14 protein-coding genes are annotated in these 14,819 nt (G+C 71.4%); 9 read left to right on the top strand and 5 right to left on the bottom strand.

Features of this window, described 5'->3' with window-relative positions; genetic code table 11:
- Window positions 1–9: 9 nt before the first annotated feature.
- From Sspor_RS31580 to moaA, 8 genes are all read left to right on the top strand, one after another.
- Complete coding sequence (locus tag Sspor_RS31580; protein ID WP_202202133.1) at window positions 10–1,320, top strand: amidohydrolase family protein; 1,311 nt, start codon at window positions 10–12, stop codon at window positions 1,318–1,320.
- Window positions 1,317–2,540, top strand: a complete 1,224-nt coding sequence (locus Sspor_RS31585; protein ID WP_202202134.1) for an amidohydrolase family protein — start codon at window positions 1,317–1,319, stop codon at window positions 2,538–2,540. The genes Sspor_RS31580 and Sspor_RS31585 overlap by 4 nt, the downstream gene beginning before the upstream one ends.
- A gap of 244 nt (window positions 2,541–2,784) precedes the next feature.
- A complete protein-coding gene (locus Sspor_RS31590) occupies window positions 2,785–3,690 on the top strand; it encodes a sterol desaturase family protein (RefSeq protein ID WP_202202135.1) in 906 nt (301 codons plus the stop codon).
- Complete coding sequence (locus tag Sspor_RS31595; protein WP_202202136.1) at window positions 3,687–4,385, top strand: lysoplasmalogenase; 699 nt, start codon at window positions 3,687–3,689, stop codon at window positions 4,383–4,385. The genes Sspor_RS31590 and Sspor_RS31595 overlap by 4 nt, the downstream gene beginning before the upstream one ends.
- Before the next feature lie 56 nt (window positions 4,386–4,441).
- Window positions 4,442–5,485 (top strand): zinc-dependent alcohol dehydrogenase family protein, encoded by a 1,044-nt coding sequence (locus Sspor_RS31600; protein WP_202202137.1) that lies wholly within the window; start codon window positions 4,442–4,444, stop codon window positions 5,483–5,485.
- A gap of 509 nt (window positions 5,486–5,994) precedes the next feature.
- Entirely contained in the window at window positions 5,995–6,360 is a 366-nt protein-coding gene (locus Sspor_RS31605) for a DUF485 domain-containing protein (RefSeq protein ID WP_202202138.1), read from the top strand.
- Complete coding sequence (locus tag Sspor_RS31610; protein WP_202202139.1) at window positions 6,357–7,985, top strand: monocarboxylic acid transporter; 1,629 nt, start codon at window positions 6,357–6,359, stop codon at window positions 7,983–7,985. The genes Sspor_RS31605 and Sspor_RS31610 overlap by 4 nt, the downstream gene beginning before the upstream one ends.
- A 178-nt stretch (window positions 7,986–8,163) precedes the next feature.
- Window positions 8,164–9,153: a GTP 3',8-cyclase MoaA gene (moaA, locus tag Sspor_RS31615; protein WP_237404116.1), complete on the top strand. Its 990-nt coding sequence runs from the start codon at window positions 8,164–8,166 to the stop codon at window positions 9,151–9,153.
- A gap of 6 nt (window positions 9,154–9,159) precedes the next feature.
- On the opposite strand, the gene Sspor_RS31620 is transcribed toward moaA, so the two are convergent.
- Both Sspor_RS31620 and Sspor_RS40795 read right to left on the bottom strand, forming a co-directional pair.
- Window positions 9,160–9,417: a hypothetical protein gene (locus Sspor_RS31620; protein ID WP_202202141.1), complete on the bottom strand. Its 258-nt coding sequence runs from the start codon at window positions 9,415–9,417 to the stop codon at window positions 9,160–9,162.
- A gap of 136 nt (window positions 9,418–9,553) precedes the next feature.
- Entirely contained in the window at window positions 9,554–9,832 is a 279-nt protein-coding gene (locus Sspor_RS40795) for a DUF3099 domain-containing protein (RefSeq protein WP_237404117.1), read from the bottom strand.
- A gap of 238 nt (window positions 9,833–10,070) precedes the next feature.
- On the opposite strand from Sspor_RS40795, the gene Sspor_RS31630 reads away from it, so the two are divergent.
- On the top strand, window positions 10,071–10,349 hold the full coding sequence (locus Sspor_RS31630) for a GlsB/YeaQ/YmgE family stress response membrane protein (protein WP_150256852.1): 279 nt from the start codon (window positions 10,071–10,073) through the stop codon (window positions 10,347–10,349).
- A 109-nt stretch (window positions 10,350–10,458) separates the two neighbouring features.
- Here the strand turns inward: Sspor_RS31630 and tyrS are convergent, their stop codons facing one another.
- The 3 genes from tyrS to Sspor_RS31645 form a co-directional block, all read right to left on the bottom strand.
- Window positions 10,459–11,727 carry a tyrosine--tRNA ligase gene (gene tyrS / locus Sspor_RS31635; RefSeq protein ID WP_202202143.1) on the bottom strand — a complete coding sequence of 423 codons (1,269 nt, stop codon included), beginning with the start codon at window positions 11,725–11,727 and terminating at the stop codon, window positions 10,459–10,461.
- 72 nt (window positions 11,728–11,799) lie between these two features.
- The gene (locus Sspor_RS31640; RefSeq protein ID WP_202202144.1) at window positions 11,800–13,200 is read right to left on the bottom strand and encodes a metallopeptidase TldD-related protein; all 1,401 of its coding nucleotides are present in this window, start codon (window positions 13,198–13,200) and stop codon (window positions 11,800–11,802) included.
- A complete protein-coding gene (locus Sspor_RS31645) occupies window positions 13,197–14,720 on the bottom strand; it encodes a TldD/PmbA family protein (protein WP_202202145.1) in 1,524 nt (507 codons plus the stop codon). The genes Sspor_RS31640 and Sspor_RS31645 overlap by 4 nt, the downstream gene beginning before the upstream one ends.
- Between the last annotated feature and the right edge of the window lie 99 nt (window positions 14,721–14,819).

Here is a 14,819-nt window from a genome sequence, read left to right on the forward strand (position 1 = left end):
GCGTCTGTGGTGAGTACGCACGAAGGGCCGGCCGAAGAGCCGGCCGAAGACCCGTACCTGATCATCTCCTCCGACTGTCACGCGGGCCTGCCCACCGAGCGGTACCGGCCCTACCTGGACTCCCGTTTCCACCCTCAGTTCGACGACTTCCTCGGCGAACGCGACGCCCGCCGGGCCGAGGCCACCCGCCTCGGCGTCCGCAACGAGGCCTTCGCCGAGAAGTGGTTCCACGACCACGAGGAAGGCCTCAAGGGCGGCTGGGACACCGGGCAGCGCCTGAAGGAACTCGACGGCGACGGGGTGGCCGCCGAGGTCGTCTTCCCCGACGCGGACGCCGTCGACAGCCAGACCGCCGCCCCCTTCGGCGTCGGCCTGGGCCTCTCCGGCGACCAGGACCCCGAGCTCGGCATGGCGGGCGCGCAGGCGCACAACCGCTGGCTCGCGGAGTTCGTGGGGCAGAACCCGGAGCGGCACTGCGGAGTCGCCCTGCTGCCCGTCACGGGCGAGCCGAAGAAGGTGGTCGCCGAGATACACCGGGCCAAGGAGTCCGGGCTGGGCGCGCTGATGATCCCCGCGATGTGGGTGGACAAGGCGCCCTACCACGACCGCCGCTACGACCCCGTCTGGGCGGCCGCCGCCGAGACGCAGATGCCGATCGTCACCCACTCCGGGTCCTCGCCGCGCCACGAGTACGGCGACCACCTGGGCATCTTCGTCTCCGAGGTCACCTGGTGGCCGGCCCGCCCGCTGTGGTTCCTGCTCTGGTCAGGGGTCTTCGAGCGCCACCCCGGCCTGAAGTTCGGCGTCGCCGAGGCCGGCTGCTGGTGGCTGCCGAACCAGCTGTGGTTCATGGACCGGCTCTACCTCGGCGCGCACGGCGGCAAGAAGCTCTCGCCGTTCGAGGAGCTGAAGCGGCCGCCCAGCGAGTACCTGGACCGCCAGGTGTTCATCTGCGCGACGAACACCAAGCGCAGGGAGCTCGCGCAGCGGTACGAGATCGGCGTGGACAACATCCTGTGGGGCTCGGACTTCCCGCACCCCGAGGGCACCTGGCCGAACACCCGGGCCTGGCTGAAGAACACCTTCCACGACATCCCGGTCGCCGAGACCCGCCGGATGCTCGGCCTCGCGGCGGCCGACGTCTTCGGCTTCGACACCGCGAAGCTGGCCCCGATCGCCCGCCGGATCGGCCCCACCCCGGCGGAACTCGGCCAGTCCCCGGACCAGGCGGCGGTGGAGGCCTCCTGGGCCCGTTCCCGGGAGGTGGGCCGCCACTGGCTCACGGACAACGACTTCCCGGTGCTGGGGGTGAACCCGTGACCTCCGAGGACCGCTACACGGTGATCTCGGCGGACTGCCACGCGGGCGCCGACCTGCTGGACTACAAGCCGTACCTGGCCAGGCGCCACCACGACGACTTCGACGCATGGGCCGCCACCTACGTGAACCCGTACGAGGACCTCCTCGCGGACACCGCCGACCGCAACTGGAACTCCGCGCGGCGCCTCGCGGAGCTGGAGGCCGACGGCATCGTCGCCGAGGTCGTCTTCCCCAACACCATCCCGCCGTTCTTCCCCAAGGCCTCCCTGATGGCCCAGCCGCCGACGGCCGCCGAGTACGAGATGCGCTGGGCCGGGCTGCAGGCCCACAACCGCTGGCTGGCGGACTTCTGCGCGGACGCGCCGGGGCGGCGGGCGGGGGTGGCGCAGATCCTGCTGAACGACGTGGACGCGGCGGTGGGCGAGATCCGCCGTGTGCGGGCGGCCGGGCTGACGGGCGGCATCCTGCTCCCGGGCGTCCCGCCCGGCTCCACCGTCCCCGAGCTGTACTCGGCGGTGTACGACCCCATCTGGGCCGTGTGCGACGAGCTGGACGTCCCGGTCAACCACCACGGCGGCTCGGCCTCACCGCCGCTCGGCGACGAACCGGCGGCCCGGGCCGTCTTCATGGTGGAGACGACCTGGTTCTCCCACCGAGCCCTGTGGCACCTCGTCTTCGGCGGGGCCTTCCGCCGTCACCCGGGGCTCAAGCTGGTCCTCACGGAGCAGGGCTCCGGGTGGATCCCCGGCGTGCTGGAGATGCTGGACTACTACCACGGCCGCCTGGTCGCGGCCTCGGCCACGGCCGAGTCCAAGTTCGGGGCGGGCCTGGCGGAGTCGATGGGCCGGGGCCCGAGCGAGGTCTGGCGGGACAACTGTTTCGTGGGAGCGAGCTTCATGCGCCCCCACGAGGTCCCGCTGCGGGAGCGGATCGGCCTCGACAAGATCATGTGGGGCAGCGACTACCCCCACGACGAGGGCACCACCCCCTTCTCCCGCGAAGGCCTCCGCATCGCCTACGCGGGCCTCCCGCGCGAGGAGGTCGCGGCGATGGTCGGCGGCAACGCGGCCCGCGTGTACGGCTTCGACCTGGCCCTGCTGGACGCGGTCGCGGCGAAGCACGGCCCGCTGGTCGCGGAGATAGCGCAACCGCTGACGGCCGTGCCCCCGGAGGCCACGAGCCCGGCCTTCGCCAAGGGCGGCTCGGTCCGCGTCTGGTGACACCGGCTCCCGCCGGGGCGGCTCGGTTCTCGTACACGAGCCGCCCCGGCGGGATGCCCTCCGCGCCGGTGAAGCGGCGCCGGACAAGGCGATCGCGACGTGCCCCGGCCCGGCCGGGGCTTCCCTCGTGCCCTGCCCTCGCCCCGGCCCGTAGGTCATCTCGCGAACCGCTGGTAACCCCGATGGATACCGATCGGTAACAACCCCTAGCGGCACCCCTGAGAGCGCCTCTATGGTGCGGGACATGCCGAACCTGCCCGATGTCGTGCTGTGGTCCATACCTGCCTTCGTGCTGCTCACCGTCATCGAGGTGGTGAGCTACCGGCTCCATCCCGACGAGGACGCCGCCGGCTACGACACCAAGGACGCCGTCACGAGCGTCACCATGGGGCTCGGCAGCATCGGCTTCGACCTGCTCTGGAAGATCCCGGTCGTCGCCGTCTTCACCGCGGTCTACGAACTGACGCCGCTGCGCGTGCCGTTCCTGTGGTGGACCGCCCTGCTGATGCTGCTCGTCCAGGACTTCCTCTACTACTGGCAGCACCGCCTCCACCACGTCATCCGCATCCTGTGGGCCTGCCACGTGGTTCACCACAGCAGCAAGCGGTTCAACCTCACCACCGCCCTGCGCCAGCCCTGGACCAGCGCCACCACCTGGTGGTTCTACCTGCCGATGGTGGCCCTCGGCGTGCACCCGGCGGCGATCCCGTTCTGCTACGGACTCAACCTCCTCTACCAGTTCTGGGTCCACACCGAGCGCATCGGGAAGCTGCCGCGGCCCTACGAGTACGTCTTCAACACGCCCTCCCACCACCGCGTCCACCACGCCTCGCAGGGCGGCTACCTGGACCGCAACTTCGGCGGCATCCTGATCGTCTGGGACCGGATGTTCGGCTCCTGGGTGGGGGAGACGGACAAGCCCGTCTACGGGCTCACCAAGAACATCGCCACCCACAACCCGCTGCGCGTGGCCACCCACGAGTACGCCGCCATCGCCCGCGACGTACGCGCCGCCGGGAACTGGCGCCAGCGGGCCGGACACGTCTTCCGCGGCCCCGGCTGGCAGCCCGCGCCCGCCGCGGCCACGGCCCCCACCGCGGACGCGGCCGCCGCCGAGACCCGGCCGTCCGTGCAGGAGACCACCGCGTGAGCACCGCCGACAGCACCGCCGAGTCCCCGGGCCGGCCCGCCCCCGCCTGGGCCGCGGACCGGACGCCCGTCGGCCGGTCGCGCCTCGGCCGCCTCGCCCTCCTGGCCTTCGCCGTGGCCGCCGCCGTCGACCTCGGCTCCCTGCTCGCCGGCTGGCACCTCGGGCACGTCATCGCCAAGCCGCTGCTGATGCCGCTGCTCGTGACCCACATGGCCACCCGCGGCGCGCCCCGCCTGCTGATCGCCGCCCTGCTGTTCGGCTGGGGCGGAGACCTGGCCCTGCTCTTCGACGCCGAGCCCGCCTTCCTCGTGGGCATGGGCTCCTTCGCCGCCGGGCACGTCTGCTACCTCGTCCTCTTCGGCAAGCGGCCCGCGAACCCGCTGGTCGGGGGCGCGTACCTGCTCGCCCTCCTCGGGACCGTCGCCCTGCTGTGGTCCGATCTGCCGGCCGACCTGCGGATCCCCGTGGCCGGCTACAGCCTGCTGCTCACCGCCATGGCGTTCCGCTCCAGCGCCCTCGGGCTGCGCGCCGGGGCCGGCGGCGCGCTGTTCCTGCTCTCCGACACCCTCATCGCCACCGGCGTCGCGGAATGGCCCCAGCTGCCCCGCCCTGACTTCTGGATCATGGCCACCTACCTGGCCGCCCAGTACCTGCTGGCCACTGGTACGCCCTCCCGGGAAGCAGGCGTACGGTAGGACGGTTCCACAGTCGTACAAGACTGAACGATCCCGATCCGGAGGACTGCACCACCATGCGAGCCACCGTCATCCACGCCCCGCACGACATCCGCGTGGAGGAGGTGCCCGACGCTGCGATCCAGCGCCCCGAGGACGCCGTCGTCCGCGTCCTGCGTGCCTGTATCTGCGGCAGCGACCTGTGGGCCTACCGCGGCGAGGCCGCGCGGCAGCCCGGCCAGCGCATCGGCCACGAGTTCCTGGGCATCGTCGAGGAGACCGGCTCCGCCGTGTCCGGCCTGAGCGCCGGCGACCTCGTCGTCGCGCCCTTCATGTGGTCGGACGGCACCTGTGAGTACTGCAAGGAGGGCCTGTTCACCTCCTGCGACCACGGCGGATTCTGGGGCTCGGTCGGCCACGACGGGGGCCAGGGCGAGGCCGTCCGCGTTCCGCACGCCGACGGCACCCTGGTCAAGCTGCCCGCCGAGGCCGCCTCCGACGACCACCTGCTGACCGGTCTGCTCGCGCTGTCCGACGTCATGGGCACCGGCCACCACGCGGCCCTCGGCGCGGGCGTGCGCCCGGGCTCCACGGTCGCCGTCGTCGGCGACGGCGCGGTCGGCCTGTGCGGCGTCCTCGCCGCCAAGCGCCTGGGCGCCGAGCGGATCATCGCCCTGGGCCGCCACGCCGTGCGCACGGACATCGCCAAGCTCTTCGGGGCCACCGATGTCGTCGCCGAGCGCGGCGAGGCCGCCGAGGCGGCCGTGCGCGAGCTCCTCGGCGGCCGGGGCGCGCAGGCGGTCATCGAGGCGGTCGGCACGGAGCAGTCCATGCGCACCGCCGTGAACATCACCCGCGACGGCGGGGCCATCGGCTACGTCGGCGTCCCGCACGGGAGCGGCACCGGCCTCGACCTCGGCGTCATGTTCGACCGCAACATCACGCTGCGCGGCGGTGTGGCACCGGTCCGCGCCTACATCCCGGAGCTGCTGGAGGACGTGCTCAGCGGCGCGATCGACCCGGCGCCGGTCTTCGACCGCGCCGTCTCCCTGGACGAGGTCCCGGACGGCTACCGGGCGATGGACGACCGCAGCGCACTCAAGGTCATGATCAAGCCCTGACCTGCCGCAACCGGCCTGCGGTAGGCCCGCAGGCCGCACAGCGGACGAACGAGAGGACGGGCCGGCCGGGTGATCCCCGGCCGGCCCGTCCTTTTGTCATGCCCGCCGGCGGGGCATCCACGGCTCCCGACCCTCCTGTCCTGCCGCCGCCCCTGCCGCCGCCGCCGCCCCTGCCGGCGGCGTCGGGGCCGTCCGGGTGGCACCGACCGACACGAACGGGCCGCGCCGGGCCCGCAGCCGCACGGCGCGGTCCGCGCTCTGGGAACGTGCGAGGGCGACCCGGTCTGCTCACCGGCCGTCACCGCCGTTCCGCCGGCCGCTCGACGGCCTTCTTCGCCGCCTTCACCGTGGCGTACGACGAACCGGTTCCCGAGGAATCAACGGGTGTTGAACCGTCCCGACGCGCCGTCCGTGCCGTTGACAGGGGGGATCGGCACCACCGGTCCCCCCACACGGAGGTTGTTTTGTCCGTCGTCCCCACCGCACCCGCGTCACAAGGAGAGCCCCCCGTGACCACCGAAGCAGCGCCGCCGCCGGGCAGCGCGGGAACGCCACCGGCGGCCCCCACGGCCGATGACTACACGAGCGTCCAGTACAGCGCGGAGTTCACCGAACTGCGCCGCTCCTACCGCTCCTTCGCCTTCCCGCTCACCGTGGCCTTCATCGCCTGGTACCTGCTCTACGTCCTGCTGTCCAACTACGCGGGCGGCTTCATGGGGACCAAGCTCTTCGGCAACATCAACGTCGCCCTCGTGCTCGGCCTCGCCCAGTTCGCGACGACCTTCCTGATCGCCTGGCTCTACGCGCGGCACGCGGCCGCGAAGCTCGACCCCAAGGCCGAGGCCATCAAGGCGCGGATGGAGGCCGCCGAATGAGCGGCACGCGGCACCTGACGACGCTCGCGGCGGGCGCCTCCGAGCACCGCCCGCTGATCATCACCCTGTTCGGGCTGTTCGTCGTCGCCACCCTGATCATCACCGTCTGGGCCGGCCGCCAGACGAAGGGAGCCGCCGACTTCTACGCGGGCGGCCGCCAGTTCACCGGCTTCCAGAACGGCCTCGCCATCTCCGGCGACTACATGTCGGCCGCGTCCTTCCTCGGCATCGCCGGAGCCATCGCCCTCTTCGGCTACGACGGCTTCCTCTACTCCATCGGCTTCCTCGTCGCCTGGCTGGTGGCCCTGCTGCTCGTCGCCGAGCCCCTGCGCAACTCCGGCCGCTACACGATGGGCGACGTCCTCGCGTACCGGATGCGCCAGCGGCCCGTCCGGACCGCCGCCGGCACCTCCACCATCGTGGTCTCGATCTTCTACCTGCTCGCCCAGATGGCCGGCGCCGGCGTGCTCGTCTCGCTGCTCCTGGGGATCACCAGCGACGGCGGCAAGGTGGCCGTCGTCGCGCTGGTCGGCGTACTGATGATCGTCTACGTGACGATCGGCGGCATGAAGGGCACCACCTGGGTCCAGATGATCAAGGCGGTGCTGCTGATCGCGGGCGCCCTGCTGATCACCCTCCTGGTCCTGGTGAAGTTCAACTTCAACATCTCCGACTTGCTCGGCAAGGCCGCCGAGAACAGCGGACAGGGGGCGAAGTTCCTCGAGCCCGGCCTCAAGTACGGCAAGGACCCGACCACCAAGCTGGACTTCATCTCGCTCGGCCTGGCCCTCGTCCTCGGGACCGCCGGCCTGCCGCACATCCTGATCCGCTTCTACACGGTGCCCACCGCGCAGGCCGCCCGCAAGTCCGTCCTCTGGGCCACCGGCATCATCGGCGGCTTCTACCTGATGACGATCGCCCTCGGCTTCGGCGCCGCGGCGCTGCTCAAGCGGGCCGACATCATCGCCTCCAACAAGGCCGGCAACACCGCCGCGCCGCTGCTCGCCCAGGCCGTCGGCGGTGGCCCGGACTCCACCGGCGGGGCCATCCTGCTCGCCGTGATCTCCGCGGTCGCCTTCGCCACCATCCTGGCCGTCGTCGCGGGCCTCACCCTCGCCTCCTCCTCGTCCTTCGCGCACGACCTGTACGTGAACGTGATCCGCAAGGGCAAGGCCACCGAGAAGGAGGAGATGCGCGCGGCCCGCTGGTCCACCGTGGTCATCGGAGCCGTCGCCATCGGCCTGGGCGCGCTGGCCCGCGACCTGAACGTGGCCGGCCTCGTCGCGCTCGCCTTCGCGGTCGCGGCCTCCGCGAACCTGCCGACGATCCTCTACAGCCTGTTCTGGAAGCGCTTCACCACCCGGGGCGCGCTCTGGTCCATCTACGGCGGACTGGTCTCGGCGGTCGGCCTGGTGCTGTTCTCCCCGGTCGTGTCGGGGAAGCCCACGTCCATGTTCAAGGACGCCGACTTCTTCTGGTTCCCGCTGGAGAACCCGGGGATCATCTCCATCCCCCTCGGCTTCCTGCTGGGCTGGCTGGGAACGGTCCTCTCCAAGGAGGAGGCCGACCCCCGCAAGTTCGCCGAGCTGGAGGTACGCTCCCTCACCGGAACCGGGGCGCACTGACACCATCCGAACACCCAGCGTGGCCGCGTGGTAGGTCCCTACGACGCGGCCACGTCACGTCTCGTTCATTTGGGCACCTCTGGATGACACAGCCGTCACGTAGTCTCGAAATAGAACGCGTGAAGTAGATCCAATGTCCGCGCGTACCTCTACTTCCGGACAGGGGAGGGGGCCCACAGTGCTTCTCGACACCTACGGCCGCGTGGCCACTGACCTGCGCGTCTCACTGACCGACCGCTGCAATCTGCGCTGCACCTACTGCATGCCCGAAGAAGGGCTGCAGTGGCTCGGCAAGTCGGACCTGCTCAGTGACGACGAGATCGTCCGGCTGATCCGTATCGCGGTCACCCGGCTCGGCATCACCGAGGTCCGGTTCACCGGCGGCGAGCCGCTGCTGCGGCCCGGCCTGGTGGGGATCGTCGAGCGGTGCGCGGCCCTGGAGCCCCGCCCCAAGATGTCGCTGACCACCAACGGCATAGGTCTGCGGCGCACCGCGCAGGCCCTGAAGGCCGCCGGGCTGGACCGGGTGAACGTGTCCCTGGACACCCTGCGGCCCGAGGTCTTCAAGACCCTCACCCGCCGCGACCGGCACAAGGACGTCATCGAGGGCATGGCCGCGGCCCGCGAGGCCGGCCTCACTCCCGTCAAGGTCAACGCCGTGCTCATGCCCGGCCTCAACGACGACGAGGCCCCCGACCTGCTGGCCTGGGCCGTGGAGAACGAGTACGAGCTCCGCTTCATCGAGCAGATGCCGCTCGACGCCCAGCACGGCTGGAAGCGCGACGGCATGATCACTGCCGGGGACATCCTGGAGTCCCTGCGCACCCGCTTCACGCTCACCGAGGAAGGCGCCGTCGAGCGCGGCTCCGCCCCGGCCGAGCGCTGGCTGGTCGACGGCGGCCCGGCCACCGTCGGTGTCATCGCCTCGGTCACCCGCCCGTTCTGCGGCGCATGCGACCGTACCCGGCTCACGGCCGACGGCCAGGTGCGTACGTGCCTGTTCGCGACGGAGGAGTCGGACCTGCGCGCGGCCCTGCGCTCGGGCGCCCCGGACGAGGAGATCGCCCGGCTGTGGAAGGTCGCGATGTGGGGCAAGAAGGCCGGGTCCGGTCTCGACGACCCGTCCTTCCTGCAGCCCGACCGCCCGATGTCGGCGATCGGCGGCTGACCGGGGTCAGCGCAGGCGCTCCGAGCCCTCCGGCTGCACCCACTCGTCGAGCTTCACGACGTCCTTGAGGAAACCGCGGACCCCCAGGAACTGGGAGAGGTGTTCGCGGTGCTCCTCGCACGCCAGCCAGGTCTTGCGCCGCTCCGGCGTGTGCAGCGTCGGGTTGTTCCACGCCAGGACCCAGACGGCCGCGTCGCGGCAGCCCTTGGCGGAGCAGGTGGGGAGTTCTTCGGAGCCGGAGCCGGAGGCGTTGGAGGAAGTCACGGCCCCACATTAGAACGGAATGGCGACGCCGAGCAGCCACGGGGGGAGCTGCCCGGCGTCGGTCCGTCGCTCCGACGGGGGATGCGGAGCGCGTGAGCAGTATGTCACGCAGGACCCGGTGGAGTGCACCGGAACTTCATGATTGATCTGAGGTTTTCTTGAGGTTTCCCGCGTCGAGCGCCGGCCGCACCGGGGCCGGCAGGAAGTGCGAAGGCAGCGACGGCGTCGACTCCCGCCCCGCGTTGGCGATGACCACGGCGACGTAGGGGAGCAGGGCGCCCGCCACGAGCGTCACGATCGCCACCGGGCGCTGCACGTTCCACAACAGCACGGTCGCGATGACCGACAGGGTCCTGATTCCCATGGAGATCACGTACCGGCGCTGGCGGCCCCGCACGTCCTCGTCGAGACCCATCCGCGCACCAGTGATCCGGAAGACCTCGGCCCCGTTCCGCTTCTGCCGCTTCGTCCGCTCCACGCTCCACCGCCCGTTCGCCCACCGGGCACTCCCGGCCCGGACCCCTCCACGGTACGCCCGCCCCCGCGGCGGGAGGAGAGGGGGGACCCCGTACGGAGCTGTCCGGAATGCGTGGTACGCCGGACGGGTCGAGACTGGCCCCACGTGCGCACAACGCGCCAGGAGGAGGCTCGACATGTCTTGGTTGTGGGCGATCATCGTCGGTTTCGTGCTGGGGCTCATAGCCAAGGCCATCCTGCCGGGCAAACAGCACCAGCCCCTCTGGCTGACCACGCTGATGGGCATCATCGGCAGCGTCCTCGGCAACGCCGTCGCGGGCTGGATCGGGGTCGCCGACACCCGGGGCATCGACTGGACCCGGCACCTGCTGCAGCTCGCGGGAGCGGTGCTGTTCGTGTTCCTCGGCGAGATGGCCTACAAGGCGATGCGCGGCGGCAGCCGCCAGATGACCTGAGCGGCTCCGCGGGACCCGCGGCACATGACGGAGGGGCCGGCCCGGACCGTGAAGTCCGAACCGGCCCCTCCGCCGGGTGCCGTACGGGTCTGCCGCGTCCTACGACGCGTCAGGCGCCGGTGACCTCCACCGCGGCCAGGTTCTTCTTGCCCCGGCGCAGCACCAGCCAGCGCCCGTGCAGCAGGTCCTCCTTGGCGGGGACCGCGTCCTCGGCGGCGACCTTCGCGTTGTTCACGTAGGCGCCGCCCTCCTTCACGGTCCGGCGGCCGGCCGACTTGCTCGCGACCAGTCCGGTCTCCGCGAGCAGGTCCACCACGAGGCCGAGCTCCGACACCTTGGCGTGCGGCAGCTCGGACAGGGCCGCGGCCAGCGTGGCCTCGTCCAGCTCCACCAGGTCGCCCTGACCGAACAGTGCCTTCGACGCGGCGATCACGGCGGCGCACTGGTCGGCGCCGTGCACGAGCGTGGTCAGCTCCTCGGCCAGCGCCCGCTGGGCGGCGCGCGCCTGCGGCCGCTCGGCGGTCTGCGCCTCCAGCGCCTCCAGTTCCTCACGGGACTTGAAGGACAGGATCCGCATGTAGGTGGAGATGTCCCGGTCGTCCACATTCAGCCAGAACTGGTAGAACGCGTACGGCGTGGTCATCTCCGGGTCGAGCCACACGGCCCCGCTCTCGGACTTGCCGAACTTGGTGCCGTCCGCCTTGACCATCAGCGGGGTGGCCAGCGCGTGCACGACCGCGCCCGGCTCGACCCGGTGGATCAGGTCGAGCCCGGCCGTCAGGTTGCCCCACTGGTCGGAGCCGCCCTGCTGGAGCACGCAGCCGTAGCGCCGGTACAGCTCCAGGAAGTCCATGCCCTGGAGCAGCTGGTAGCTGAACTCGGTGTAGCTGATGCCCTGGTCGGAGTCGAGCCGCTTGGCGACCGAGTCCTTCGTCAGCATCTTGTTGACGCGGAAGTGCTTGCCGATGTCCCGCAGGAACTCGATGGCGGACAGGCCCGCCGTCCAGTCCAGGTTGTTCACCATGAGCGCCGCGTTCTCGCCCTCGAAGGACAGGAACGGCTCGATCTGGGTGCGCAGCCGGGTCACCCAGTTCGCCACGGTCTCCGGGTCGTTCAGGGTCCGCTCGGCCGTCGGTCGCGGGTCGCCGATCTGCCCCGTGGCCCCGCCGACCAGCGCCAGCGGCCGGTTGCCGGCCTGCTGGAGCCGGCGCACGGTGAGCACCTGGACCAGGTGCCCCACGTGCAGCGAGGCCGCGGTCGGGTCGAAGCCGCAATAGAAGGTGACCGGACCGTCCGCGAAGGCCTTGCGCAGCGCTTCTTCGTCGGTGGACTGGGCGAAGAGCCCGCGCCACTTCAGTTCGTCGACGATGTCAGTCACGGTCGTGACTCTCCTTGAGAGATGGAGTGAGTAGGGATGCGGATGAGGGGTCTACCCGCACATTCTAGGTGGTCAGACGCCCTTGCTCACCGAACTCATGTTGAAGTCCGGGATACGCAGCGCCGGCATCGCGGCACGCGTGAACCAGTCGCTCCACTCGCGCGGCAGGGTCTTCTCGGTCCGGCCGGCCTCCGAGGCCCGCGACAGCAGGTCCACGGGGGACTCGTTGAACCGGAAGTTGTTGACCTCGCCGACCACCTGCCCGTTCTCCACCAGGTAGACGCCGTCCCGGGTCAGGCCCGTGAGCAGCAGCGTCGCCGGGTCGACCTCGCGGATGTACCAGAGGCAGGTCAGCAGCAGACCCCGCTCGGTGGACGCGACCATCTCCTCCAGCGACTTCTCGCCGCCCGCGTCCAGGATCAGGTTCCCGAAGCCGGGGGAGAGCTGCATCCCGGTCAGGCCCGCCGTGTGCCGGGTCGTGCTCAGCCGGTTCAGGTGGCCGTCCGCGATCCACTCGGTCGCCGGGACCGGCAGACCGTTGTCGAACACCGAGGCGTCGTCGCCGGAGCTGTGCGCGATCACGAACGGCGCGGACTCCAGGCCCGGCGCGTTCGGGTCGCTGCGCAGGGAGAGGGGGAGCCCGGACAGCTTCTCGCCGAGCCGGGTGCCGCCGCCGGGCTTGGAGAAGACCGTACGGCCCTCCACCGCGTCCCGGGCCGCCGCCGACCACATCTGGTAGATCAGCAGGTCGGCCACGGCGGTCGGCGGCAGCAGGGTCTCGTACCGGCCCGCGGGCAGGTCGATCCTCCGCTCCGCCCAGCCGAGGCGCACGGCGAGCTCCGCGTCCAGCACGGTCGGGTCCACGTCCTTGAAGTCCCGGGTGGAGCGGCCCGCCCAGGCGGAGCGCTGCCGGTCCGGGGACTTCGCGTTGAGCTCCAGGGTGCCGTTCGGCTGGTCGTGGCGCAGCCGCAGGCCCGTCGAGGTGCCCACGTACGTGGAGACCAGCTCGTGGTTGGCGAAGCCGTACAGCTCCCGGCCGCCCTCGCGGGCCCGGGCGAAGGCCTCGCCGAGGGCGGGGGCGAAGTCGGCGAAGACCGCCGAGCTCGTCTCGGCCGGGGCGTCGGTGAAGTCCGGCGAGGCCGGGGTGCCGGTGATCAGCTGCTGGGCGTCCTCGGCCGGGCCCGCCCCGCGGGCGGCCGCCTCGGCGGCCCGGACCAGCGGCTCCAGGTCGTCCGCGGTCACGGCGGAGCGCGAGACGACCCCCGAGGCCGTGCCCTCCTTGCCGTCGACCGTGGCGATGACCGTCAGGGTCCGGCCGCGGGTCACGCCGTTCGTCGTCAGGGCGTTGCCCGCCCAGCGCAGATTGGCGCTCGACCCCTCGTCGGCGATGACGACGCAGCCGTCGGCGGTGGACAGCTCCAGCGCCCGCTCGACGACCTCGTGGGGCTTGGTGATGCGAATCGACGAGCTCATCGCCCGGCCTCCTGCGTGGTGTTCAGGATGTTCACGTCGCGGAACAGCGCGGACGGGCAGCCGTGCGAGACCGCCGCCACCTGGCCCGGCTGGGCCTTGCCGCAGTTGAAGGCGCCGCCCAGGACGTAGGTCTGCGGGCCGCCGACCTTCTCCATCGAGCCCCAGAAGTCGGTGGTCGTCGCCTGGTACGCGACATCGCGCAGCTGCCCGGCCAGTTTGCCGTTCTCGATCCGGTATGCCCGCTGTTGCGTGAATTGGAAGTTGTAGCGCTGCATGTCGATCGACCAGGAGCGGTCGCCGACCACGTAGATCCCGCGCTCCACCCCGCCGATCAGGTCCTCGGTCGAGAGGCCGCCCGGATCCGGCTGGAGGGAGACGTTCGCCATCCGCTGGACGGGCACGTGCCCGGGGGAGTCGGCATAGGCGCAGCCGTTGGAGCGCCCGAGGCCGGTCAGCTTCGAGATCCGCCGGTCCAGCTGGTAGCCGACCAGGGTGCCGTCCTTGACCAGGTCCCAGCTCTGCGCCTCGACGCCCTCGTCGTCGAAGCCGATGGTGGCCAGCCCGTGCTCGGCGGTCCGGTCACCCGTCACGTTCATGATCGGGGAGCCGTACCGGAGCTTGCCCAGCTGGTCGAAGGTGGCGAAGGAGGTCCCCGCGTACGCCGCCTCGTAACCCAGCGCCCGGTCCAGCTCGGTGGCGTGGCCGATGGACTCGTGGATGGTGAGCCACAGGTTGGACGGGTCCACCACCAGGTCGTAGCGCCCGGCCTCGACGCTCGGCGCCCGCATCTTCTCGGCGAGCAGACCGGGGATCTGCTCCAGCTCGGAGTCCCAGTCCCAGCCGGTGCCGGTCAGGTACTCCCAGCCGCGGCCCGCGGGCGGGGCGATCGTGCGCATCGAGTCGAACTCGCCGGTCGCGGCGTTCACGGCGACCGCGGTGAGCTGCGGGTGGACCCGGACCCGCTGCTGCGTGGTCGAGGTGCCGGCGGTGTCGGCGTAGAACTTGTTCTCGTGGACGGCGAGCAGCGAGGCGTCCACGTGGGCCACCCCGTCGGCCGCCAGCAGGCGCGCGCTCCAGTCGGCGAGCAGCGCCGCCTTCTCCGCGTCCGGCACCTCGAACGGGTTCACGTCGTACGCGGAGATCCACGTCCGGTCGGCGTGCACCGGCTCGTCGGCGAGTTCCACCCGCTCGTCCGAACCCGCGGCCTTGATCACCTGGGCGGACAGCTTCGCCATGGCCACGGCCTGCGAGGCCACCTTGGCGGCCGCGTCCATGGTCAGGTCCACGCCGGAGGCGAACCCCCAGCTGCCCCCGTGCACCACCCGGACCGCGTACCCGAGATCGGTGGTGTCGGACCCGCCGGAGGGCTTGGCGTCCCGCAGGCGCCAGGAGGCGCTGCGGATCCGCTCCAGCCGGAAGTCGGCATGCTCGGCGCCCAGCGCGCGGGCCCGGGCGAGCGCCGCGTCGGCGAGCGCCCGCAGGGGCAGCGCGGTGAAGGCCGCGTCGATGGAATGGGGCACGGAAGTCCTCCCGTGGTCGGAGCCGGTCGCCCCGATCATGTCGCGATCGGGGCCCTTGTGCCTACATCTTTCTGTAGGGATTCGACAGAGCCGGTCGCA

This window comes from Streptomyces spororaveus, assembly GCF_016755875.1.
In the GTDB taxonomy this organism is placed as follows: Bacteria; Actinomycetota; Actinomycetes; order Streptomycetales; family Streptomycetaceae; genus Streptomyces; species Streptomyces spororaveus.

Excerpts from the sequence above, each read along its gene's own strand:
- Sspor_RS31640 (WP_202202144.1), bottom strand. The coding sequence starts at position 13,200 with ATGAGCTCGTCGATTCGCATCACCAAGCCCCACGAGGTCGTCGAGCGG.
- Sspor_RS40795 (WP_237404117.1), bottom strand. The coding sequence starts at position 9,832 with ATGGGTCTCGACGAGGACGTGCGGGGCCGCCAGCGCCGGTACGTGATC.
- Sspor_RS31600 (WP_202202137.1), top strand. The coding sequence starts at position 4,442 with ATGCGAGCCACCGTCATCCACGCCCCGCACGACATCCGCGTGGAGGAG.
- Sspor_RS31610 (WP_202202139.1), top strand. The coding sequence starts at position 6,357 with ATGAGCGGCACGCGGCACCTGACGACGCTCGCGGCGGGCGCCTCCGAG.
- Sspor_RS31590 (WP_202202135.1), top strand. The coding sequence starts at position 2,785 with ATGCCGAACCTGCCCGATGTCGTGCTGTGGTCCATACCTGCCTTCGTG.
- Sspor_RS31630 (WP_150256852.1), top strand. The coding sequence starts at position 10,071 with ATGTCTTGGTTGTGGGCGATCATCGTCGGTTTCGTGCTGGGGCTCATA.